The sequence below is a fragment of the Flavobacterium sp. genome (assembly GCF_043722275.1).
Taxonomy (GTDB): domain Bacteria; phylum Bacteroidota; class Bacteroidia; order Flavobacteriales; family Flavobacteriaceae; genus Flavobacterium.
This window is the reverse complement of record NZ_JAYSPC010000154.1, coordinates 1-24,557: the sequence shown is the minus strand read 5'-3', so window position 1 is coordinate 24,557 and position 24,557 is coordinate 1. Positions and strand designations below refer to the sequence as shown.

Genomic DNA, 24,557 nt, shown 5'->3' with positions numbered 1-24,557 from the left:
GTATGAAAAGGAGTAATTATGGCTTACAATCTATCCCAAAAACTAAGTGCCAATATCCAGGCGATTACCATTGCAATGCAATGGCAGCAAGGTGATGCTTTATCGAAAGAAGAAGTTGACGCGCTTAAGGCATATGCCGGATTTGGAGGCATCAAGGGTGTATTATATGCAAATGGCACTACCGAAGACTGGACAAAATCGGGTGCTACTAAAGAAGACCTGAAGCTGCATCCGGAAATGACACGACTGCACACAATACTTCAAGAACACTATTCTGAAAAAGATTATAACTCAATTGTTTCTTCACTTCGCAATAGCGTCCTTACTGCATTTTATACGCCGGAAATTGTACCTAAAACTTTGTACACTGCTTTGGAAGAACAAGGTATTAATCCTAAAAGATTATACGAACCATCAGCAGGATCAGGAATTTTTATAACCGAGGCAGACAGTGCGTTTTCAAATTTGGAACAAATTACTGCTGTAGAAAAAGACAAATTAAGCGGACTGGTGCTTTCTGCATTAAACAGTACACTTTCAACTAAAAATACCACTCATGTAATAGGACTGGAAGAAGCTCCCACAAATGATAATGGCAGTTATGATCTTGTGGTCAGCAACATTCCTTTTGGTAATTTTTCTGTGTATGATGAGGCTTATCCCGATAAAGCAATTTCAGGAAAAATTCACAATTACTTCTTTGCAAAAGGACTTGACAAACTTGCTGATGGCGGTCTTATGGCATACATAAGTACAGACGGTTTTTTGAACAGTCCTTCCAATCAGAGCGTGCGAGAATACCTTTTTCAAAATGCGGATTTTGTGAGTCTAGCAGCTATGCCTGACAACCTGATGAAAGAAACAGGAAATACCGATGCTCCAAATCATCTGCTTATTGTTCAGAAAAATGTGCATAAAGAAACCCTGTCTGATAATGAAAATGAGATGCTTCAAATCGTTGAACTCGAAAATGAATTTGGAAAATACAGTATTAATAAATATCTGCACAATAGAGAAGAGCTCATCATTGGGAATGAAATACAAGCCGGTAAAAACCAATACGGACAGGCACACCAAAGTGTGAGACAAAACGGTGATATCAATTCTATTAAAGATCGTCTTGCAGAAAATATTACCAAGGGATTAAAAGAAAACTTTAACCCGGAACGCTTTGAGCAGGCTCAAAAAACGGAGATAGTTCAGCCCGCTGAAGCAATCGGACAAAAATTCACTTATTTACCCATGCCGGAGAGTAAAGCAAGCGGTATTTCAGTCCAGCTTGGCTTGTTTGATACTGTGCCTGCAGAGAATATCAACCGTGCTATGGATTACATCAATCCTCTTGATGAAACTGTAGTGGATAAAAAAACAGCACGAATACTCAGTACCATACGCACAAATGATAATCCCTCACATGAAAATGTGGTGCTTATCACTGCTAAACAAATTAAGACTAATCGATACCTGTATAAATTATATTCCAATGTAAAAGAAATCAATGGCTTTTCAGCCAATTGGATGAATGGCGGATTACTGCCACATGAATTATTGGCTTTATCCAATACCCTTCAATACTATGATCACAAATATATTTATGAAGGAGATAAAACCCTTGAACCTGCTTTTAACCTTGAAAAACGACTCTATGAAGAAGTTGCTTCATTGAAATCTTTTTATACAGAAGGTACTCTTGTTAGAGTTGCAGAATCCGTTGGAATTATCAGTGATATCAATGAGCAGCACAAACAAGCCTTTTTCCAGCCATTAGCATCACAGGGCAATCTGAAATTCTATGATTCCTATATTGCTATTCGGGATCATTATCTGGAATTGTTTGAGAAAGAACAATCAGATAAAGCTGGCAGTGAACAGGTTCGGAAAAATCTAGATGAGCAGTATACCAAATTTGTGTCCCACTATGGTATTTTGAACGGTGCTGAGAATCGCAGGTTAATCATGCATGATTCCGCTTTCGGTTTCACCATTCTTTCTTCATTGGAACGCAAAGAAGGCGAACGTTATGTGAAGTCGGATATTTTAATAGAATCTGTAGTAAAACAGCAAGAGCGCTATTATACAGATGATCCTGTTGAAGCGCTGGCCCGAAGTCTGAATGAAAAAGGAGCTGTTGACTTAGGATTTATAACTGCCTCGACAGGACTTGAACAAAACGAGGTTATAGAACGTCTGAACCATCATATCTATTTGAATCCTACAGATCAGAATTGGGAAACTTCAGACCTCTATTTAAGCGGCAATGTTGTAGAAAAGTTACAACAGGCTAAACAGGCTGTGCAGTTATACCCTGAAAACACACAATACTATAAAGGATTGCAGGCACTGGAAAAAGTACAGCCCGAGCGTATCCCTTTTGAATTACTCGATTTCAATCTTGGCGAGCGATGGATTCCCAACCGATACTATGAAAGTTTTGCCGGAAAATTATTTGACCAGCCAACTGAAATTAATTATTTCCCATCACTGGATACCTTTAAAGTAAGTACAGGTCACAATACCAAAATAGACAGAGAATTTTCGGTGACTCCCAAAAGCGGCAGAACCACTTATGGTTACACGATATTGGAGCATGCGCTCGAAAATACAGCTCCCTTTTTTACCTATGAAGTTGAGGGAGCCGGCGGAAAACCCATCCGACTGCCCGATAATGAAGCTATACAGCTTGCCCATCAAAAAATTGAAAACATCCGTAATGGTTTTATTGAGTGGCTGCAGGAATTGCCAATAAATGACAAAAATGAATTGGAAAATCTCTATAACAATACGTTTAATTGTTACGTATTGCGAGAATATAATGGAAGTCATCTGAGCTTTCCGGGTTTGGATAAAAAAGCCCTGGAGATTGAAGACTTGTACAGTTCTCAGAAAAATGCGGCCTGGCGTATTATTCAGAACCGTGGCGCTTTAATCGATCATGAGGTTGGGCTTGGATAAACATTAACCATGATTGTGGCTGCCAATGAAATGAAACGATTAGGGATTATTCATAAGCCTGCAATACTGGCATTGAATGCCAATGTAAATCAAATTGCAGCAACCTATCGAAAGGCTTATCCCAATGCAAGAATATTGGCACCTGGTGAAAATGATTTTACTCCGGCCAAAAGAATGAGACTCTTCCATGAGATTAAAAATAATAATTGGGACTGTATCATTTTAACCCACGATCAGTTTGGTAAAATTCCGCAGTCACCCGAAATACAAAAAGAGATCTTACAAAATGAGCTGGATAATATAGAACGGGACCTTGATACGGCCAGAGATCTGGGAGGCGATATCTCCAAGAAAATATTAAAAGGTCTTGAAATACGAAAAAATAATCTGGACGGCAGACTAAAAACACTGCTGAAAGATATAGAAGATAAAAAGGACAGCGGCATCAACTTTAAAGAAATGGGGATTGATCATTTGTTTGTAGATGAATCTCACAAATTCAAAAATCTGACTTTCACTACCCGTCATGACCGTGTTGCCGGAATTGGAAATATGCAGGGAAGTCAAAAGGCGCTTAATATGTTATTTGCGGTACGCACGCTTCAGGAAAAATTCGATTCGGATCTAAGTGTGACCTTTCTTTCAGGTACTCCTATTTCAAACAGTCTGACAGAAATGTACCTTCTTTTCAAATACCTGCGACCTAAAGAAATGGAACGCCAGCATATTGAAAACTTTGACGGATGGGCAGCTGTTTTTGCCAGAAAAACAACTGATTTTGAATTTTCGGTCACCAATGAGATTATTGCAAAGGAGCGTTTTCGCCATTTTATTAAAGTTCCGGAACTGGCACTGTTTTATAATGAGATAACCGATTACAAAACAGCAAAACATATTGATCTGGACAAACCTGAAATTGAGGAACAGCTTGTCAATATCAGTCCTACACCTGATCAAAGCGAGTTTATTACCCAGCTCATGCAGTTTGCCAAAACAGGTAATGCGACACTTATTGGCAGGGCACCTCTTACCTCGCAGGAAGATAAAGGCAGGATGCTTATAGCTACTAATTACGCTAAAAAAATGGCTGCCGATATGAGGCTGATAAATGAAAGATATGGTGATCATCCGAATAATAAAGTGAATACATGCGCCAGAAATGTGGCTGAAATTTACCATGCTTCCATGGAGCATAAAGGTACTCAGATTGTTTTTTCGGATATCGGGACACCCAAGCCGGATGACTTTAATATGTATGATGCCCTTAAAGAAAAACTGGTAAGGGATTTTAATATCCCAGCTCATGAGATTACCTATATACACGACTGGACTGATAAGAAGAAGCCAGAGTTGTTTTCTAAAATGAATACAGGTGAGATACGTGTTCTTTTAGGAAGTACAGAAAAAGCAGGTACCGGGCTTAATGTGCAGAAGCGTGTTGTGGCGATGCATCATATGGATATTCCCTGGAGACCATCAGATCTGGGACAACGCAATGGCCGAGGCAGCAGACAAGGGAACGAAGTTGCCAAACAGCATTATGGTAATAAAGTAAAGAACTTCATCTATGCCACAGAGCAATCCCTGGACAATTACAAATTCAACCTTTTGAAGAACAAACAGACTTTTATCAGTCAGATGAAAAACTGTGAACTTAATGTGAGGACTATTGATGAGGGAGCCATGGATGAGCAAAGTGGAATGAACTTTTCAGAATATATCGCAGTATTATCAGGTGATACTTCATTACTGGAAAAATCAAAATTGGAGAAAAAAGTAACGGTAATGGAAAGCCTTAAAAAAGCGCATTACAAGGAAATTTCCAGAACTAAATATCAGGTTGAATACCTAATGGAGGAAAAAGGAATCGCCTCTAGAACTCTGGACAAACTAACTGCTGATCACAGTTTTTACAAAAACAATCTGAAGTATGAGCCTGATGGTTCCAAAGCGAATCCTATAGAGTTGTATGACTGCAAGACAGCAGATCCGGAAAGTATCGGTAAAGAAATTATCCTACTCTATAAAAACTGGAAACCTCCCGAAGAAGAAAACCAGGCCAAACAAATTGGGAAATTATATGATTTTGGACTCTATATAAAAAGAGAACGTGAAGCCTATCAAAATGATGGTTTGTACCAGTACCGTTACTCCAACAGCTTTTATGCACAACGTTTGGAAGATGGTATTAAATATACTTCCAATGGAGGAACTCCAAATGTGGACAATCCAAAATTGGCAGCCCGTCATTTTCTAAATGCCATTGATAAGGTGGAACATCTCACGGCAAAATACCAAAAGTCCCTGAATGATATTGAAAACCAACTGCCGGAATTACAACAATTAACCACAAGAGTATTTAGTCAGGAAGATGAACTTCAAAAAATGAAAAGCGACCTCTTTAGTCTGGAAAGGGAAATAGCCCTGAAAATTCAGGAGAACCAATTGAAAGAAGCCAATCCGCAAGAGGCCAGTCTCAGTAATGAAACAAAATTAACGGATACAGCTCCGGTAATTCAACTCCCAATAAAGAGCAGTGAAGAATCACAGCGTTTCAAAGGGGTAGAAAGCAATACTGATAAATGGCAGGAACACTCTTTTTCAGAAATGAGACGCAGCAGCAGGATGAAATTTTAAAATAAATACCATGTCAAACAGTGTGTATCAAATCAACAAAGGAATAAACCAGAGCATAGAGTTTAAAGGCCTAAAGGCGCAGTATATCTGGTATTTGGGCGGCGGTGTAATTGTGCTTATGATACTGTTTGCTATTATGTATATAGCCGGATTACCCTCTTTAATCTGTATCGGGATTATTGGTGTTTCAGGAACATTGTGGGTTTTGAAAATATATAAAATGAGTCATAAATACGGTGAATATGGAATGATGAAAGCTTTAGCAAAACGGCAGATTCCAAAAGCTGTGAAATCGAAAAGCAGAAAAATATTTATGATGATGAAATAGAATATGCTCAGTATTACCTGAGCGGTAAAAAAAGAGGATGATGGAAAAGATGATAGATGATATTTTACCAATTATGGATGTAGAACACGATTGCATCCTGTCCAAACAAGGAGATGTGACAGTAGTGTTTAAAGCAGAACTGCCCGAGATATTTACCTTGTCGGATCAGGAATACGAAGCATTTCATCAGGCGTGGCTTAAAGCGATAAAACTGCTTCCGAAATTTAGCGTATTCCATAAACAAGACTGGTTTATAGATAGTAAGTTTGAACCAGATTTTACAAGCGAAGATTCGAGTTTTCTTACCCGAAGCAGTGAACGCTTTTTTAATGAACGTCCCTTTCTGGATCATTCCTGTTACATTTTTTTAACTAAAAAACCGGTAGGAAGAAAAACGTCAAGTTCCCTGTTTTCAAATTTACTTAGGAGTTCAATAGTTCCGGAAGAAACATTAAAAGCACAGTTGCGTCAGGAATTTATTGACAGTACGGGACAATTCAGACGCATACTGGAAGACAGTGGTTTTGTAAAACTGACCCGTCTTGGCAATGATGAACTTAAAAGCCATAGCAGGAAGATCGGTATCATTGAACAATATTGTTTTTTGTCTGAAAAACAAAACTCATTTGTTTTTAAGGATATTGCTTTTGATGATGGTCTTCAGGTTGGAGACAAACATTGCCAGATTTATACGTTGGGGGATGCCGCTGATCTGCCTGCCTTATGTGGTTCGAGAATTAATTATGACCGCTATTCCACAGATAAGACCAAATTCAGTATCGGATTTGCTTCGACTCTGGGGCAATTACTTTCCTGTAACCACATTTATAATCAATATATTTTCATAGAGGATTTCCAGAAAACGCTGCAAAAACTTGAAAGTAAAAGACTGCGGCTCCAATCCTTATCAGCCTACAGTAGGGAGAACCTGATTGCGCGAGATGCTACAAATGATTTTCTTAACGAGGCTATCAGCCAGCAGCGACTGCCTGTAAAAGCACATTTTAATGTGCTGATCTGGACAGATAATAAAGAAGAACTCAAAGACCTGAAGAATAAAGTTTCTTCAGCACTGGCTCAGATGGATGCAGCTGCTAAACAAGAAACCGTGGGAGCCGCACAAATATTTTGGGCAGGAATTCCCGGGAATTCCGCAGATTTCCCAATGAATGACACCTTTGATACGTTTACAGAACAAGCAACATGCTTCCTGAATCTGGAAACAGGGTATCGTTCTTCCCTTAGTCCAACTGGAATTCGATTAGGAGATCGTTTGACTGGAAAACCAGTTCATGTGGATATCAGTGACGAACCAGTCAAAATGGGGATATGTACCAATAGAAATAAATTCATATTGGGGCCATCTGGAAGCGGTAAATCATTTTTCACCAACCATATGGTCAGAAGTTACTATGAGCAGGGAACTCATGTTGTACTGGTGGATGTCGGGCACAGCTACAAAGGACTGTGTGATATGGTAAAGGGCTACTACTTTACCTATGATGAAAAGAACCCTATTAGGTTTAATCCTTTTTATATCAGTGAAGGAGATTCGCTGGATACCGAGAAAAAAGAAAGTATTAAAACACTCTTATTGGCACTCTGGAAAAAAGACAATGAAACCTTCAATCGAAGTGAATATGTAGCACTGTCCAACGCGCTGCAATTGTATTATGAGAAGTTAGACAGCAATTCCGATTTATTTCCCTGCTTTGACAGTTTTTATGAATTTCTGAAAAATGAGTTTGTCTCCATATTGGAAGGTGACAAGGTAAAGGAAAAGGATTTTGACGTAAACAATTTTCTTTATGTACTACGTCCATACTACAAGGGAGGTGAATTTGATTACCTGCTCAATGCTACCGAAAATCTGGATCTGTTGAAAGAACGTTTTATTGTTTTTGAACTCGATAATATCAAAGACCATCCAATACTGTTTCCAGTGGTAACCATAATTATCATGGAAGTCTTTATCAGCAAAATGCGCAAGCTCAAAGGAGTCCGTAAAATGATACTGATAGAAGAAGCCTGGAAAGCTATTGCCAAGGAAGGAATGGCAGAATATATTCGGTATTTATTCAAGACTGTGCGTAAATTCTTTGGAGAAGCAATTGTAGTGACCCAGGAGGTGGAAGATATTATTTCTTCACCCGTGGTCAAACAGGCGATTATTAATAACAGTGACTGCAAGATATTACTGGACCAAAGTAAGTATCAAAATAAGTTCGAACAGATTCAGGAACTGCTTGGACTTACCGAAAAAGAAAAAGCACTCGTGCTCTCTGTAAACAAAGCCAATGATCCTGATAAGAAATACAAAGAAGTATTTATTTCTCTGGGAGGCATGCAGTCAAAAGTATACCGCACCGAGGTATCCCTTGAGGAATATTACGCGTACACAACCGAAGAAACTGAAAAAGTAAAAGTACAAGCGTATGCTAAGAAATTTGATGGTGACATCAGAAAAGGCATTGCTGCACTTGCCAATGACTTAAGAGCATAAAAATTAAGAAAACTAAACTACAATACTTATGAAAGCAAAAAAGAAAATTATGATTTGCCTGTTGTGTTTTTTACTGATCGGCACACCGGCAAGACCGGCAACGGTCGCAGCAATACCGATTTTAGAAATTGTAAAAGCGGTTGCCAAAAAAGTAATTAAGGCTATTGACCTTAGGATCCAAAAACTGCAAAACAAAACGATCTGGCTGCAGAATGCTCAGAAAAAAATAGAAAATATCCTCTCCAAACTAAAGCTGGATGAGATTTCCGATTGGACTGAGAAACAAAAAGAACTCTATAAGAATTATTATGAGGAACTGGCAAAAGTTAAATCTATCATTACCTATTACCAGCGTATCAAGGATATCAGTGCAAAGCAGGTTCGTTTGGTAGATGAATATGAAAGAGCCTGGAACCTGTTTCAAAAAGATACTCATTTTAATGCCAGCGAACTCGATTATATGCAAAGTGTGTATTCTGGAATACTTGATGAAAGCCTGAAAAACATCGATCAGATTTTCCTTGTATTGGATTCTTTTACCACACAGATGAGTGATGCCAAAAGGCTGGAGATTATAAATGCTGCAGCAGATCAGATTGATGCCAATTATGATGACCTGACGCTCTTCAACAGGCAGAACATACTACTGAGTCTTCAAAGAGCCAAAACAGAGCATGATGTCAAATCCGTTAAACAATTTTACGGAATTCCGTAAACAACCAATAAATCATGAAAAAAATATTTTTAGTGGTGCTTTTTACTGCACTGACCACAGTGAATCTTCATGCACAGGCAAAACAGCAAAGGATGCTTTTAGAGCAAATAGCAGCCCTGCAAGTCTATATCGGATATGCCCAAAAAGGCTATTCGGCGGTCAAAAAAGGACTCAATACCATTGGAGATTTCAAACGTGGAGAATTTAATCTTCATACCGATTACCTGAATTCCCTTAAGGCAGTCAACCCTAGAATAAAAAAATATGCCAGGGTAACAGAAATTATTGGGCTCCAGATAAAAATCATGAAAAGTTATAAAAGCTTATATCAGCAAATTCAGCATGATGATTTGTTTCATGGAGATGAAGTCGATTATATCAAAAGAGTCTTTGAAAGGTTAATCAAAAATTGTGATACCAATCTGGATGAGCTTCTAACAATCCTTACTGACGGAAAGTTAGAAATGAAAGATGATGAGCGAGTGAAACGAATTGATATGCTTTACCAGAATATGCTTGATAACTATACTTTCTCTGAAAGTTTCAGTAATCAAACCAAGGTGATTGCTGTATTAAAAGCAGCCGAATTGAAAGAAGCAAAAAACAGCCGTGTCCTAAACGGCATAAATACTGATTTGCCATGAAAAAATTAATGATTATAGGAATTGTGTTTATCGGACTCTTATTTCCATCGCAGATAACCGCTCAAAAACAGGAAATCCAGCAATTGATTTTGAACATAGAGAAGTTAGCGCAGTTCAAACAGATTTTAAAGGATATGAAAAAGGGCTATGAAATACTAAGTGGAGGCTATAATACTGTAAAAGATTTATCTGAAGGAAATTTCAGCCTTCATGAAACATTTCTTGATGCGCTGATGCAGGTTAGTCCCACAGTTAAGAATTACAGACGTATTGGTGACATTGTGAATTATCAGGTGCTCTTGGTAAAAGAATACAAGTCCGCTTTTAGTCGCTTTAGGGACAGTAAAAATTTCAATGCTGAAGAAATTGCCTATTTCGAAAGGGTATACAATAATCTTTTTAAGCAAAGTCTTAGAAATCTTGATGAATTGACCTCGGTCATTACTGCTAATAAAATGCGAATGTCAGATGATGAAAGGCTAGCCGCTATTGACAAAATATATGCAGATATGCAGGACAAACTTTTGTTCCTGAGAAACTTCAACAATAATACGACTGTACTGGCTTTACAGCGTGCAAAAGAGCATAATGATACCCGCGCAATGCGCAGTATTTATAAGTTAAATAACTAAATATCCAGTGTTATGATAAAGATAAATAAGCAAATAATACTTGTGCTTCTTGCAATGATATTGCCATTTACGACCAATGCACAAGGAATTGCAGACGACATGAACGGCCTGCATAGTGTACTGGAACAACTGTATGATGAAATGATGCCTTTATGCAGTAACCTAATTGGCGTCGGACAAGGACTTGCCGGTTTTGCAGCTATGTGGTATATCGCCTCAAGAGTCTGGCGACATATTGCCAGTGCTGAACCTATAGATTTTTATCCACTATTTCGTCCATTTGTTATCGGATTTTGCATTATGATTTTTCCCTCTGTCCTCTATATGATTAATGGTGTCATGAAACCTACTGTTACAGCAACTGCTGCAATGGTGGAAGGATCGAATAAAGCGATTGAAAGACTGCTTAAAGAAAAGGAAGAAGCACTCAAAGAAACAGATCCCTGGAAAATGTATGTGGGTTCAACAGGAAGCGGCGATCAGGATAAATGGTACCGATACACACATGATGATGCAGATCCTAGTGGGCAGGGAATGCTGGATGGTATTGGAAGTGACATCAAATTTGCCATGAGCAAGGCCTCTTATAATTTCCGCAATTCAGTAAAGGAGTGGATGAGCGAGGTACTGCGTGTATTATTTGAATCTGCTTCCCTGTGCATCGATACACTGCGGACTTTTCAATTGGTGGTACTTTCTATTTTAGGTCCAATCGTTTTTGGCATTTCGGTCTTCGATGGTTTTCAACACACCCTTACCGTCTGGCTGGCACGTTACATTAATATCTATCTGTGGCTGCCTGTGGCTAACATATTTGGAAGCATTATCGGAAAAATTCAGGAGAATATGCTAAAGATTGATATTGCGCAAGCAGGAGAATATGGAGATACTTTCTTTAGCAGGACTGATGTTGCATATTTAGTATTTATGATTATTGGCATTATAGGGTATTTCACCGTTCCCTCTGTGGCTAATTATATTGTTCATGCCGGTGGTGGCGGTGCACTCGGACAAAAAGTAACCAGTATCTTCAGTAATTCTACAACTTCAGCTGTGAGTACTGCATCTCAAGGAGTTGGCATGGTAGCAGATGCAATGGGAAATGCTGCCGGGCGTATGTACCAAAGTATGTCTGATTCTGGCAGTAGTAATGATTACTTCAGGGACAAAGACAGTTACATGGCCGATAAATTAAAAGGTAAATCTTAACCCTAAATTCAAAATTTATGTTTAGCAAAATGAAAAATATTGACACTGCCTTTCGGCATGTTCGCGGTTTTACCATGCTGGTCATTACTGGCTGTATTTTAATTAGCTGCTTTTCACTTTATAAGAGTTTCTCATTGGTATCGCAAATGCAAAACAAGGTTTACATACTGGCTAACGGAAAGGCGCTGGAAGCCTATGCTTCGGACCGAAAAGATAATATTCCTGTAGAAGCTAGGGATCATGTAAAAACGTTCCATAAGCTGTTTTTTACGCTTGACCCGGATGATAAAGTCATTAAAAGCAATGTAACAAAAGCTCTTTATCTGGCGGATGACAGTGCCAAAAGGGTTTATGATGATTTAAAGGAAAACGGTTACTACTCCGGTATCATATCAGGGAACGTCAGCCAAACGATACAGATTGACAGTGTGACTATTGATCTTAACAACTATCCGTATGGATTCCGATGTTATGCTACTCAAAATATCATTCGCACCACCAGCATTGCACATCGGAACCTTATCACTGAAGGTAACCTTCGTAACGTATCGAGAAGCGATAACAATCCACATGGCTTTTTAATCGAGCGTTGGAATACTATTGAGAATAGGGACATAAGTACCGAAAATAGAAAATAATAAATCTGCCATCATGAAATTCACTTTTAAAAGAAACAGCGAAAAAAACAATGTTATAGAAAGGGCTAAAAATAATCTATGGCAAAAGTTTGAACAGGCTAATCTGCGATTACAGTATAAATGCGCCCATTGGCTCGAACTTAAAACGGCTCATTTTTCAAGTCTTAACTGGATTGTGATTCTATTCGCCTTTATAGTGTTTACAGGAGGTTGCAGTATTTACCTAATTGTGAATAGCTTTTCAAATAATAAATCTAGAAATATAACAATAGCTCCGATTACCAAACCAACCAATCATATACCATTAAAAGAAAAGCCTCTTGAACTCAATGCGATTATTAGTAAAACAGAATTTGAAAAAATCACAAGTTTTAGGAAATATATGGATAGTCTGGGGCGAAGTCCCACAGGCAAAAAAACTCATGACAGCATTGTATTAAATCGTCCCGGACTTCTGGACAGTTTAACAATAATAGAAAATTATTATTACTCACATCTTAAAAATTAATATCATGGAACAAAACACAAAATCATTAAAGACCTTAAAGCATCGTAAGATGCTCTTGGTACTGCCAATATTAGCTTTGCCATTTCTAACGGCCATATTTTGGGCATTGGGCGGTGGAAAAATGGATGCTGCCAATTCAGCAGCAGCACAGCAAAAAGGTTTTAATCTAAAACTTCCCAATGCGAACCTGAAAGAAGGACTTCCGCTCGATAAAATGAACTATTACGATCTGGCTGCTCTTGATTCAGCAAAGCTTGATGAACTTATCAAAAAAGATCCAAACTATTTAAGCCAATCCTTTCAGATTGATTCCACTGAGGACAGCAGTGCTGTTACTCAAAGAAAAGAACAACATGGTTTAAATAAATCTGTTTATCGCGATCCAAACGAAGAAAAAGTGCATCAAAAATTGGAAGCATTGCAAAAAGCAATCAATACGCCAGTATCAGTCCCAGAGCAAAACAGTAAATATGCTAGATATACAAAATCAAATGAACCCTCAATACATTCCAATGATGTGGACAGGCTGGAACAAATGATGCAATCCATGAATAAAGAGCAGGAAAGTCAGGATCCGGAACTGCAGCAACTCGGTGGAATGCTGGAGAGTATTTTGGATATCCAACATCCAAACAGAGTACAGGAAAAATTAAAAAAAGCTTCCGAGGCTCAGCGTGGACAAGTCTTTGCTATTTCCACCAAAGCGTATGAAGATCCTATTTCTTTTTTACAAAACAAGGCATTGAACATTTCTGAGTACAAACAGAATGGTTTTTACTCTTTAGACGAATTTGAAAATGATGATTTAATGCAGAATGCTATAGAAGTCATTATTCATGAAACACAAACAATTGTAAATGGCTCCACGGTTAAGTTCCGACTCATGAATGACATTTTCATAAACGGTATTAAAATTCCAAAAGACAATTTTTTGTTTGGAGTGGCTTCCTTAAAAGGAGAACGATTAACAATCAATATTAGTAGTATTAGATACAACAACTCTTTATTCCCAGTGGATTTGTCTGTTTATGATATGGACGGACTTGCTGGTATATATATTCCGGGAGCCATTAATCGTGATGTTGCCAAAGCTTCGGCTGATCGCTCCATGCAAACTTTAGGAGTTGCATCATTGGATGATTCGTGGGGAGCTCAAGCAGCGGGAGCGGGAATTGAAGCGGCTAAAAGTCTTCTAAGCAAAAAAGTAAAACTGGTTAAAGTAGTTGTAAAAGCAGGTTATAAGGTGCTCTTGCGTGATGAAAAACAGAAACAAAAAGATTCCAATTAAAAACTAAAAAAAAGATACAGATGAAAAATTTAAAACTATTGATGATGGTTTATCTATTATTTATGACCATCGGTGTATTGGCACAGCAAACAGCTAAAAAACATTTATCCCAAACAGAATCCGACTCCTTAATGATAGCCTATTCAAAAACGACCAATATTGTATTTCCTTTTGCCATAAAAAGTGTCGACAAAGGAAGTCCCGACATATTGGTACAAAAAGCAAAAGGTCTTGAAAACATCCTTCAGGTTAAGGCTGCCCAAAAGGGATTTTTCCAGACCAATCTCACGGTAGTAACTGCAGATGGTAAACTCTACTCTTTCGTGTTGGACTATAATGAAGAGTTTCCACAGCTGAATCTTACACTGAATAAAACTAAGCCGGATGGACAGGAAATTTATTTTTCAGATGAAATTATTAATGATCAGGATATTGAGGAATATTCAAAGTTAGCCTTATACGACAAAAAAAAGCTGCGAGGTCAAAGGGAAAATAAATATGATATTGATTTTAGGCTCAACGGAATTTTTATTCGTGACGAAGTAATGTATTACAGGATAAAAGTAACCAACAATTCTAAAATCAATTATGAGATCGATCAGCTCCGCTTTTTTATTCGCGACACTAAAAAAATAAAACGTACTGCTTCACAGGAAATCGAAATTACACCAATTTATATCCTGAATGATGTTGATAAAATTGAAGCTGAAGCAGAAAATATCTTTGTATTTGCGCTGCCAAAATTTACAATTCCGGAAAAAAAATATTTAGCCATACAGCTAATCGAGAAAAATGGCGGCAGACATTTAGAAGAACATGTCAAGAATACAAAATTGATACAGGTTACTGTACTTCCAAAATTATAAACTATTTAATAATTAAAAAATTGAAATCATGAACGAGAAAAATTTTGAATACTTAAGAGATCAGATTAAGTATACTGGATTCGGTGAAGCACTGGAATCTCAATTAAAAGAAAAAATGCAGAAGGAAGAGCCTAATTTTACTTTGACGCATAATGCGCAATACGGTAATGTTACCGCTACAGCGACGTTAAATTTTAAAAAATCCGATCAAAGCGACATTTTCTTTTTTAATTCTTATAAAGTCGAATTGCAAAAAGAAAATTCTAAAGAAACCTTGGAACAAACCTTTTACATCAATAAAGGCAGCAACATAACAATGAAGGAAGCTTACAATCTTATGGAAGGCAGATCGGTAAATAAAGATCTCACCAGTAAAGAGGGGGAAGTTTATAATTCTTGGGTTCAAATGGACTTCAAACAATCCGAATCTAATGGAAACTTTAAACTAAACCATTACCATCAAAATTATGGTTATGATTTAGAAGCAGCACTGTCCAAACATCCTATTAAAGAACTGGAAACCCCAAAATACAAAGAAGACTTGATAAATTCTTTGAAAAAAGGAAATCTGCAGAGCGCTACTTTTTTAAAAGAAGGTAATGAGATCAAGCAGTATATTGAAGCCAGCCCGCAATTCAAAACAATTAATATCTATGATAATAATATGAAAAGGATTGACAATCGTAAAGCTCAGGAAGAAAAACAATCCGAAAGCCAGCAGACCTCAGAAAAGCAGAGCAGCAAAAAACAAAACCAAACTGCCGATGATGATGGACCTGAAATACCAAAGGAAGCTAAGAAAAAAAGGAAAAGCCAATCCATGTAATCGATGAACGAACAACTTCCCGTTAACAGAGTAGAGGTGGAATTAAATCAGTGGCGCTCCAGGGAAGAGCGTTTTAGTAAACTGTTTAATTTCAGTCTTTCGGGCAATAGGTCACTGATTAAAGAAAAGCTGCATCATTACGAGCGTATTGGAACAAAGTATAAGCGAACTAAAAATATTGAGGAACGTTTTGCTTTGCAGATGCTCAAGCAGGAAAAGAACAAGATTCTAAAACAACTTTATCCTAATTTATTAGTACGACTTGTCCGTAAACTGATCATTGCACCACTCATAGACCAAATTGCTGTTCGGAAAGATGCAAAAGAGGAAGAAAAAAATAACCAATCGCTGTACGATCAGGTGCAGCGTATTGGTTTTAAAGATTTGTCAAATCAAATTGAGCATCAAATCAAACAAGGTCAAGAGCAATTTACTGTTCCGGTTTCCTATTACGTCAACGAAAAAGAACGACTGGATCACGAGTTGTCTTTTGTAAAAGACCAGAGTGGACAGTATCAATTTGAAGCATATAAAACCACTTTGCAAAATGAATCAAAGCCTGATGAAGAGAGAAGCCATTATTTTAAAGTACAACAAGGAAATTCTATTGATACAACACAGGCATATAATTTATTAGCTGGACGTTCCATTCAGAAGGAAAAATCCTGGATCCAACTGGATCTTAATGATAAAGACGCAAGTGGCAATCACCGCATCAAAGAATTTCATTCCGGGTATGGTTATGATCTTGAAAGAGCCTTACAGCAACTTCCTTTAAAGGAATTATCAAATAAAACTCAAGCCGATAAATTAAAGGATGATTTAAAACAAGGAAATCGTTTGCTTGTAACCTTGATTAAAAATGGAAATGAACATCGGTTTTATATTGAAGCTAATCCTCAGTTTAAATCAGTAAACATTTATGACGAGCACTCAAGAAAAATTACGCTATCAACGGCATTGGGGAATAAAACAATGGAAACAGTAAAACAGCAGCAAAAGACAAATGAAAGTCAACAGGTGAATCATTCCACAAGAAATGGTATGCGTGTAAGCTGATAATCTAGGAAATAATGAAAACACTAAAACCTTTATCTGATTTCTTTAATGCAATAGAAAAAGATTACCGTATTAGTATCACTCATATTGGTATATATGCGGCATTGCTTCAATTTAGGACCGAAAAGGGTTTTGTTAATCCTATTGAGGTCTATAGGTATGAAATCATGAAGTTAGCCAAGATAACCGGGCCTGTAACCTACCATAAATGCATGCGTGAGCTAAACGAGTATGGTTACATTAGCTATCTGCCAAAACGCAATAGAAACCAGCGGAGTACAATTTATTTTCCTATATGAGTAATTGAAATCAATTTTAATTAATTAGTAAAGCCCGGTTGCGGGCTTTTGCTGTCAATAGAAGGAGGTGTATGATGAGAGAGGAAGAGATTGATAGAATAACACCACACAGAGCTATGGAATTATTGAGAAAGGATGGTATAGATGTAGATGCTGATCAAGTAAAAATTATCTTGGATTTTTTTTACGAAATGGCTGAAATAGTGGTTGATACATATTTAGATGAGCAAAAAATACGTAAATTTACACTCACACAAAAGCGTGAAAGCAAGTTTAAACAATCAATATTAAAATCATGAAAATTGCAGATTTATATATCCGTGTAAGTACAGATGAGCAGGCAGATAAAGGATATTCGCAAAGGGATCAGGAAGAACGTTTACGTAAATATTGTGAACTGAATTCGTTTCAGGTTCGAAAAGTGATTATTGAAGATCATTCTGCTAAAACTTTTAACCGTCCATCATGGAAAAAGCTATTATCAGAGCTTAGAACACGAAGAGGACATTCTGATTTGGTACTCTTTACCAAATGGGATAGGTTTAGTCGTAATGCAGGAGATGCCTATCAGATGATAAGTACATTACGTAGATTAGGTGTTGAGCCACAAGCAGTGGAACAGCCTTTAGATCTTACAATTCCAGAAAACAAAATGATGCTTGCTTTTTATCTTGCAGCTCCTGAAGTTGAGAATGATCGTAGAGCACTAAATGTTTTACATGGTATGCGTCGGGCCAAGAAAGAAGGGCGTGTTATGGGGATTGCTCCAATAGGTTACAGTAATAAAATTAGTGAGGATGGTAAAAAATATATCGCAATTAAAGAAAGTGAAGCAAGTATTATGCGATGGGTTTTTAAAGAATTGGCGAAAGGAAAAATAAATACACAAGAAATCTGGGGATTAGCAATTGATAAAGGACTCAAATGCAGTAAGAATGCTTTTTGGGGTTCCGTACGTAACCCTGTGTATTGTGGAAAAGTATTCGTGCCAAAATATAAAGAAGAAGAAAGTCAATTAGTAAAAGGACAGCACGAGCCACTAATTTCTGAATCATTGTTTTATGATGTTCAGGATGTACTAGATAGTCGCAAAAAAAAGAGAAGAACTACTGTAACGGTAGATCCTGCATTACTATTGCGTGGGCATTTGATATGTCCCAAGTGTGGCAGACTGCTTACAGGCAGCGCATCTAAAGGACGTAATCAACATTATCACTATTATCACTGCAGATTAGGCTGTACGTTCCGTGAAAAGGCTCCAGAGGTAAATGCGATTGTTGTAGATGAAATAAGAAAATATGTAAGGCCATTGCCTTTTTTAGAATTGTATAAAGAAGTGATAGTATCTGTATTTAAAAATAAAACAAAACACGAACGCAGTGATGTTAATAGATTAAAGGAAGAACTGGAAGGAGCTAATGAAAGATTGACCAAAGCGAGAAATTTACTTATTGCGGGAGATTTAGACCCTAACGATTATCGCATAATAAAAATAGAGACTGAGGAAAAAATAAACAGGCTTGAAGCTAAATTAACCACTGGAATTAAAGGAACAGCAAATGTTGAACCCTTGCTGGATAAGGCTATTAGTCATATTTCTCAACTGGCAACATTATATGAGGAAGGTACAACGGCAAGAAAAAGAAAGATAATTGGTTCGATTTTTCCTGAAAAGCTCACTTTTGACGGAATAGAGTGTCGAACCACAAGAATCAATGAAGCACTTAGGGTTATGCTCTTATTTTACAAGGGTTTAGATGGTAAAAAAAAAGGGACAAATCAGCTGTTTTCTGATTTGTCCCAAGATGTGACCGCGGAGGGGTTCGAACCCCCAACCCTCAGAGCCGAAATCTGATATTCTATCCAGTTGAACTACGCGGTCAATTTATTTATGATTTAAGAGTTCAGATTTTAGATTTTTGTGCGAATCTAAAATCTGAATTCTAAAATCTAATATTTATTAAACTAATAACTTCTTAACGATTGTCGAAATAGTTTTTCCTTCAGCAGTTCCGCCTAATTGAGCAGACGCTAATCCCATAACTTTTCCCATTGATGCAATTCCTGAAGCGCCTGTTTCAGCAATAATTTTTGCAATTACAGCTTCTACTTCTTCTTCGCTTAATTGAGTAGGAAGAAATTTCTCGATTACAGCAATTTGTGCTAATTCCGGCTCAGCTAAGTCAGGACGATTTTGTTCTGTAAAAATTCTTGCGCTTTCTTTGCGAGTCTTAACTAATCTTTGAAGCAATTTAATTTCATCATCTTCAGTTAATTCTTCTTTCGAACCTGTTGATGTTGCTGCTAATAACATTTCTGATTTAATTGCTCTTAAAGCTTCTAATGCTACTGTATCTTTTGCTCTCATGGCGGTTTTAATCTCGTCCATGATTAATATTTGTAAACTCATCTTGTTTTTATTTAAATAGGCAATACCTATAATTGATATGAATAATTGAAAATGTGTTCTCGACTCCGCTCGAACAGACAACAAAATTAACTTTAAAAGTTAAGTATAGAAGTCAAATTTTAAATTCTGTGCGAAGATAAAAAAAATAACCCGAAAATTAAATCCAATTTTCGGGCTATCTGTATTTATTATGATTGTAAAATTAATCTACGTTGTCGTGCAAAAATGAATTGTTTGAACGCAATTGCAAATCGTTGTTACTATCTGTTCCAACTGATATTCTCGAATTGTTATTATTTGACTGTGAATTTGATAAATCAATACCTAACCTTTTGTAAGCAGGCTCTTTTTCAAGTTCATCAATTCTCGAAGCATTATTGTTATGAAATTTATAATTAAATTCTTTCAGTTTCTTTCTTCTTTCTTCGGCTCTTAAGCGTAAAGTTTCTTCGATTGTCAGTTCCATCGGAGAAACCTCTGAAGTTGTTGTATAAGCAGGTTCGGTTGCAAAATCAATTTTTGGTTTCATAGTGATATTTAATTCCGCAGGAATTACTTCTTCTACCACTTTATCCACAGATTTTGATGTTACAAGTTCATTTTCAACCTCCATATATTCTTCTAATGAATATTTGATGATTCCTTTATCCGAAACTTCTGTAACCGGTACAAATTGTACTGGATCATTTACTTTTATATTACGCGTTTCATTCGTTAATTCGAATAAAATTTTGTTTTCCTGTTGCGCAACCGGCTCTTTTTTAACTTCCGGCTCAGATTTGAAAAGAGGTAAATCAAATGAGAAGGTTGTTTGCTCTTCTCTCTCAAAAACTCTTTGCTGAACTGGTTGTGTTTGCTGAAAAGTTTGTACTTCCGGAGACGAAATAGTAAAATCAATGTCTGTAATAGGCGAAACAATTTCGAATGTTACATCAAGGTTTTTAATAAACTCTGACATTATTACTAATTCTTCCTTATTCATTGAAGGATTTACTGCTGGAGCAACTGCAACAACCGGCGTAACTTCAATTGGAGCAACTTCAACCGGAGTAACTTGTGTAGGTGCAAACGGAGTTATCTCATCTTCATCTTCCATTAAATCAAAAACAATTTTCTCTTCTGATTTAGAAGTAGGTGTTTCAGCATTTAAATCAAAGGAAGTAACAGTTTTATTCGATAAATTATGAACGCTTCTTTGCTCATCTTCCAGCGTATGAATAATTTTTTTAGGCTCTGTATTTACAATTTCATTTTGTTGTTCAACATCAAAACCTGTTGCAATAATAGTCACGGCAATAGCATCACCAAGAGTTTCATCTTCCCCAACTCCCATGATAATATTAGCATTATGACCTGCTTCTACCTGAATGTGATCATTGATTTCTCCAATCTCATCCAATGTAATTTCGTTTGATCCAGAAACGATAAGCAACAATACGTTTTTGGCTCCTGTAATTTTGTTGTCGTTTAACAACGGAGAATCCAATGCTGAAACGATAGCATCTTTTGCTCTGTTTTCACCCGCAGCAACAGAAGATCCCATGATAGCTGTCCCACTATTCGAAAGAACAGTTTTAGCATCACGTAAATCGATATTTTGAGTATAGTGATGCGTAATTACTTCAGCAATACCTCTTGAGGCCGTTGCCAAAACTTCATCAGCTTTAGAGAATCCTGCTTTGAAACCAAGATTTCCGTATACTTCTCTTAATTTATTATTATTAATTACAATTAACGAATCGACTTGCTTACGCAATTTTTCGATTCCTAAAAGTGCCTGCTCCTGACGTACTTTCCCTTCAAACTGAAAAGGAATAGTCACGATACCAACAGTCAGGATTTCTCTTTCTTTTGCTAATTGCGCAATTACCGGAGCCGCCCCTGTTCCTGTTCCACCACCCATACCAGCGGTAATAAATACCATCTTAGTACCACGGTCTAACATTTTTTCGATATCGGCGATACTTTCAATAGCAGATTGCTGTCCTACATCAGGATTTGCTCCTGCGCCAAGACCTTCTGTCAAATTCATACCTAACTGAATTTTGTTAGGTACAGAACTGTTTTGTAGTGCCTGTGAATCAGTATTACAAACGATGAAATCAACGCCTTTAATACCTTGTTTAAACATATGGTTGATAGCATTACTACCACCTCCACCTACACCTATTACTTTAATTACATTTGATTGATTTTTTGGTAAATCAAATGAAATACTTCCAAATTCTGAGTTGCTCATCATCTTTTTGGTTTTTGAAATTCTTATTTAATACATTTTTTACTTCTTGACTTGGGGCAAAAAGTAATTCCTTTTCTTATTACTCTATTCTGCGTTGTCTAAAAAATCTTTGATTTTATCGACATATCTATCAAAAAATGATCTTCTAATTTTAGTCTCCGTAGATTCTTCCTTAGTTCCATTATTTCTTGAATCTTCAATAGTTTCTACTCTTTCAACGTAGTTTTCTTCAACTTCGTATCGTTGTTGTACCGGTTGTTGTGTTTGAGGCGGCACATTTCTGTAAACTACTTTTGGCAGCTCATTAACCAACTCCATTCTAACGGCACTCTGAGTACTATTTTCGATACTGTTCATTACTAAACCAACAGCTGTTGCAAACAATGGACTTGAAATTTCTTCACTTGAATTACCTGCTAAATGCTCGTTTGGATATCCAATTCTGGTATCCATCCCGGTAATATACTCTACTAATTGTTTGATATGTTTTAGTTGAGCTCCACCACCTGTAAGAACAATTCCTGCAATTAATTTTTTACGAGGATCTTCATGTCCGTATGCTTTAATTTCTGCAAAAACCTGTTCTACAATTTCTACCACACGGGCATGAATAATTTTAGATAAGTTTTTAAGCGAAATCTCTTTTGGCTCTCTTCCTCTTAACCCCGGAATTGAAACAATCTCGTTGTCTTTATTTTCTCCCGGCCATGCTGATCCAAATTTTATTTTTAAAAGCTCGGCTTGTTTTTCAATAATCGAACAACCTTCTTTAATATCATCTGTAATAACATTTCCTCCAAAAGGGATTACTGCTGTATGACGAATAATACCATCTTTAAAAATGGCTAAATCTGTTGTTCCCCCACCAATATCAATTAAAGCGACACCAGCTTCTTTTTCTTCCTGACTTAAAACAGCATCTGCCGAAGCTAAAGGTTCTAATGTCAATCCTGACAATTCGATTCCTGAACTCTGAATACATCTTCCAACATTTCTGATGGATGATGCCTGCCCAACTACTACGTGAAAACTAGATTCTAATCTTCCGCCGTACATCCCGATTGGTTCTTTTATTTCAGATTGTCCGTCGATTTTAAATTCCTGCGGCAAAACGTGAATAATTTCTTCTCCCGGTAACATGGCCAGTTTATTTACCTGGTCAATTAATAACTGAATATCTTTTTCGCCAATTACTTCCTCCGGATTGTTACGGCTTATGTAATCTGTATGCTGAATACTTCTTATGTGTTGTCCGGCGATACCCACAACAACATCTTTTATTTTATAACCTGAATTGTTTTCCGCTTCAAGTATTGCTTGCTGAATCGATTGAATAGTTTGCGTAATGTTATTTACAACTCCTCGCGCAACGCCCAAACTTTTGGATTTACCAATACCCAAAATTTCCAACTTGCCATACTCGTTCTTCTTGCCAATCATGGCAACTATCTTTGTCGTTCCAATATCTAGACCTACTGCAATGTTATCTTTTTCCATTTTCTATTATTTTGTGCAAACTACTTGTTCCGTAAACCTAAGGTCAATCTTACTGTATTTATATAACGAACTATCTAAAACCGCTTTTTGAAAAAAGGCTTTATAGTTATTAAATTTCTTATCAACATTCATCGTTCTGCCAAAATCGATGAAGTAATTATAATTTCTATTAAACATTTTTAAGCTACCATTAGGCATAATTTGAATTGCAATGATGTTTTTTTTCAAAAACGCATCGTCATAAATTGTGCGAAACAGAGTAGCTAAATCTTCGTTATTTTTTTTATTTATTGCCCCGGAAACAAGAGGAACCCGAGCAGTATAATTGTCTGACAAAGGCATTTTATTACCCTCATAGTCAATATAAAAAGAAGCGCCACCATCATAAACTCGCGCTATTGGTGTCTTCTGTTTTACTACTGCTTTTAGAACGCCATCAATACTCACAAAAACATTTGATTTCTCAATCATGTCTTGCGTATCAAGGGTTTTCTCAATCTTATTCAAATCTAGTTCATCTTTTCGGATACTGGAAGCGTCTCTTTTATTTTCTATTAACAATTTATTAACCGTCTCTGGCTTCACAAAAAGCGTATTTTCTCCTACAAAAACAACCATTGATTTTTTCAGTTTTCTATCTCCGTTTCGATGTTGAGCAAAAGAATATAGAAAAAGTACAAGCCCTAAAATGAGAATTAATCTAATGTTTATCCAATTAAATATTTTCATTTAGCATTTTTTTAATTGACGGAACCATTTCACCAATATCACCAGCACCTATTGTCACAATTATTGGCGCATCACTGGCTTTGATCTCCGCTAATAAATCACTTTTTGCAACAATTTTTTTGTTCGAATTTGTCATTTTTCCTAACAGCCAATCAGATGTAATCCCCTCCATCGGTAATTCGCGTGCCGGATAAATATCCATTAAAAACACTTCATCAAAAGCCGATAAACTTTCGGCAAATCCATCAACAAAATCTCTTGTTCTGCTAAATAAATGAGGCTGAAAAATGGCTAAAACTTTACGTCCCGGATACAATTCCGTAACAGCTTGACGAACAGCATTTATCTCTGTTGGATGATGTGCATAATCATCTATATAAACTAAATCTTCAGTTTTAATTTGATATGAAAAACGTCTTCTGATACCGTTAAATGAAGCTAAAGCTTTTGCAATTGCAGCCGTTGGAGTTCCAAAAGTTTTTGCCATCGCAATAGCCATTAATCCATTCATTAAATTGTGCTTTCCAGGCAATCCAAAACGCAGATCTTTCATAACTTCTGATGGCGTCTGCACATCA

At 36.9% G+C, this 24,557-nt stretch carries 22 protein-coding genes and 1 tRNA gene; 17 read left to right on the top strand and 6 right to left on the bottom strand.

Features of this window, described 5'->3' with window-relative positions; translation table 11 throughout:
- Window positions 1–18 precede the first annotated feature (18 nt).
- The 17 genes from ACHZDT_RS19285 to ACHZDT_RS19205 all read left to right on the top strand — a co-directional run bounded on the left by ACHZDT_RS19285 (window position 19) and on the right by ACHZDT_RS19205 (window position 18,959).
- Window positions 19–2,952, top strand: coding sequence for an Eco57I restriction-modification methylase domain-containing protein (locus tag ACHZDT_RS19285; protein WP_394776329.1), 2,934 nt, complete (start codon window positions 19–21; stop codon window positions 2,950–2,952).
- A gap of 9 nt (window positions 2,953–2,961) precedes the next feature.
- Window positions 2,962–5,589 carry a helicase-related protein gene (locus tag ACHZDT_RS19280; RefSeq protein ID WP_394776327.1) on the top strand — a complete coding sequence of 876 codons (2,628 nt, stop codon included), beginning with the start codon at window positions 2,962–2,964 and terminating at the stop codon, window positions 5,587–5,589.
- A gap of 10 nt (window positions 5,590–5,599) precedes the next feature.
- A complete protein-coding gene (locus ACHZDT_RS19275) occupies window positions 5,600–5,917 on the top strand; it encodes a DUF4133 domain-containing protein (protein WP_394776326.1) in 318 nt (105 codons plus the stop codon).
- Window positions 5,918–5,957: 40 nt separating this feature from the next.
- Window positions 5,958–8,420, top strand: a complete 2,463-nt coding sequence (locus ACHZDT_RS19270; protein WP_394776325.1) for a TraG family conjugative transposon ATPase — start codon at window positions 5,958–5,960, stop codon at window positions 8,418–8,420.
- A 28-nt stretch (window positions 8,421–8,448) separates the two neighbouring features.
- A complete protein-coding gene (locus ACHZDT_RS19265) occupies window positions 8,449–9,135 on the top strand; it encodes a conjugal transfer protein TraI (RefSeq protein WP_394776324.1) in 687 nt (228 codons plus the stop codon).
- 14 nt (window positions 9,136–9,149) lie between these two features.
- Entirely contained in the window at window positions 9,150–9,779 is a 630-nt protein-coding gene (locus ACHZDT_RS19260; protein WP_394776323.1) for a hypothetical protein, read from the top strand.
- Window positions 9,776–10,411 (top strand): TerB family tellurite resistance protein, encoded by a 636-nt coding sequence (locus tag ACHZDT_RS19255; protein WP_394776322.1) that lies wholly within the window; start codon window positions 9,776–9,778, stop codon window positions 10,409–10,411. The genes ACHZDT_RS19260 and ACHZDT_RS19255 overlap by 4 nt, the downstream gene beginning before the upstream one ends.
- Before the next feature lie 12 nt (window positions 10,412–10,423).
- The gene (gene traJ, locus ACHZDT_RS19250; RefSeq protein WP_394776321.1) at window positions 10,424–11,620 is read left to right on the top strand and encodes a conjugative transposon protein TraJ; all 1,197 of its coding nucleotides are present in this window, start codon (window positions 10,424–10,426) and stop codon (window positions 11,618–11,620) included.
- A 29-nt stretch (window positions 11,621–11,649) separates the two neighbouring features.
- Complete coding sequence (traK, locus tag ACHZDT_RS19245; protein WP_394776320.1) at window positions 11,650–12,258, top strand: conjugative transposon protein TraK; 609 nt, start codon at window positions 11,650–11,652, stop codon at window positions 12,256–12,258.
- Window positions 12,259–12,271: 13 nt separating this feature from the next.
- Window positions 12,272–12,766, top strand: a complete 495-nt coding sequence (locus tag ACHZDT_RS19240; protein ID WP_394776319.1) for a hypothetical protein — start codon at window positions 12,272–12,274, stop codon at window positions 12,764–12,766.
- A 4-nt stretch (window positions 12,767–12,770) separates the two neighbouring features.
- A complete protein-coding gene (gene traM / locus ACHZDT_RS19235; RefSeq protein WP_394776318.1) occupies window positions 12,771–14,054 on the top strand; it encodes a conjugative transposon protein TraM in 1,284 nt (427 codons plus the stop codon).
- A 20-nt stretch (window positions 14,055–14,074) separates the two neighbouring features.
- Window positions 14,075–14,920, top strand: coding sequence for a conjugative transposon protein TraN (gene traN, locus ACHZDT_RS19230; protein WP_394776317.1), 846 nt, complete (start codon window positions 14,075–14,077; stop codon window positions 14,918–14,920).
- A gap of 28 nt (window positions 14,921–14,948) precedes the next feature.
- The gene (locus tag ACHZDT_RS19225) at window positions 14,949–15,746 is read left to right on the top strand and encodes a hypothetical protein (RefSeq protein ID WP_394776316.1); all 798 of its coding nucleotides are present in this window, start codon (window positions 14,949–14,951) and stop codon (window positions 15,744–15,746) included.
- 3 nt (window positions 15,747–15,749) lie between these two features.
- Window positions 15,750–16,805, top strand: coding sequence for a hypothetical protein (locus ACHZDT_RS19220; protein WP_394776315.1), 1,056 nt, complete (start codon window positions 15,750–15,752; stop codon window positions 16,803–16,805).
- A 14-nt stretch (window positions 16,806–16,819) separates the two neighbouring features.
- A complete protein-coding gene (locus ACHZDT_RS19215) occupies window positions 16,820–17,104 on the top strand; it encodes a hypothetical protein (protein WP_072964971.1) in 285 nt (94 codons plus the stop codon).
- Between the two features lie 71 nt (window positions 17,105–17,175).
- Complete coding sequence (locus ACHZDT_RS19210; RefSeq protein ID WP_394776314.1) at window positions 17,176–17,403, top strand: hypothetical protein; 228 nt, start codon at window positions 17,176–17,178, stop codon at window positions 17,401–17,403.
- Window positions 17,400–18,959: a recombinase family protein gene (locus ACHZDT_RS19205; protein ID WP_394776339.1), complete on the top strand. Its 1,560-nt coding sequence runs from the start codon at window positions 17,400–17,402 to the stop codon at window positions 18,957–18,959. Before ACHZDT_RS19210 ends, ACHZDT_RS19205 begins: the two co-directional genes overlap by 4 nt.
- Here ACHZDT_RS19205 and ACHZDT_RS19200 read toward each other — a convergent pair.
- From ACHZDT_RS19200 to ACHZDT_RS19175, 6 genes are all read right to left on the bottom strand, one after another.
- Window positions 18,913–18,986, bottom strand: a tRNA-Arg gene (locus ACHZDT_RS19200). The two genes, ACHZDT_RS19205 and ACHZDT_RS19200, sit on opposite strands and share 47 nt — an antisense overlap.
- Window positions 18,987–19,064: 78 nt before the next feature.
- Complete coding sequence (locus tag ACHZDT_RS19195; protein WP_394776313.1) at window positions 19,065–19,514, bottom strand: GatB/YqeY domain-containing protein; 450 nt, start codon at window positions 19,512–19,514, stop codon at window positions 19,065–19,067.
- A 202-nt stretch (window positions 19,515–19,716) separates the two neighbouring features.
- On the bottom strand, window positions 19,717–21,756 hold the full coding sequence (gene ftsZ, locus ACHZDT_RS19190) for a cell division protein FtsZ (protein ID WP_394776311.1): 2,040 nt from the start codon (window positions 21,754–21,756) through the stop codon (window positions 19,717–19,719).
- Window positions 21,757–21,837: 81 nt separating this feature from the next.
- Window positions 21,838–23,250 carry a cell division protein FtsA gene (gene ftsA / locus ACHZDT_RS19185; protein ID WP_394776310.1) on the bottom strand — a complete coding sequence of 471 codons (1,413 nt, stop codon included), beginning with the start codon at window positions 23,248–23,250 and terminating at the stop codon, window positions 21,838–21,840.
- Window positions 23,251–23,256: 6 nt separating this feature from the next.
- Window positions 23,257–23,979: a cell division protein FtsQ/DivIB gene (locus tag ACHZDT_RS19180; RefSeq protein ID WP_394776309.1), complete on the bottom strand. Its 723-nt coding sequence runs from the start codon at window positions 23,977–23,979 to the stop codon at window positions 23,257–23,259.
- A partial coding sequence (locus ACHZDT_RS19175; RefSeq protein ID WP_394776307.1) for a glutamate ligase domain-containing protein occupies window positions 23,966–24,557 on the bottom strand: 592 nt, incomplete at its 5' end. The genes ACHZDT_RS19175 and ACHZDT_RS19180, both read right to left, overlap by 14 nt.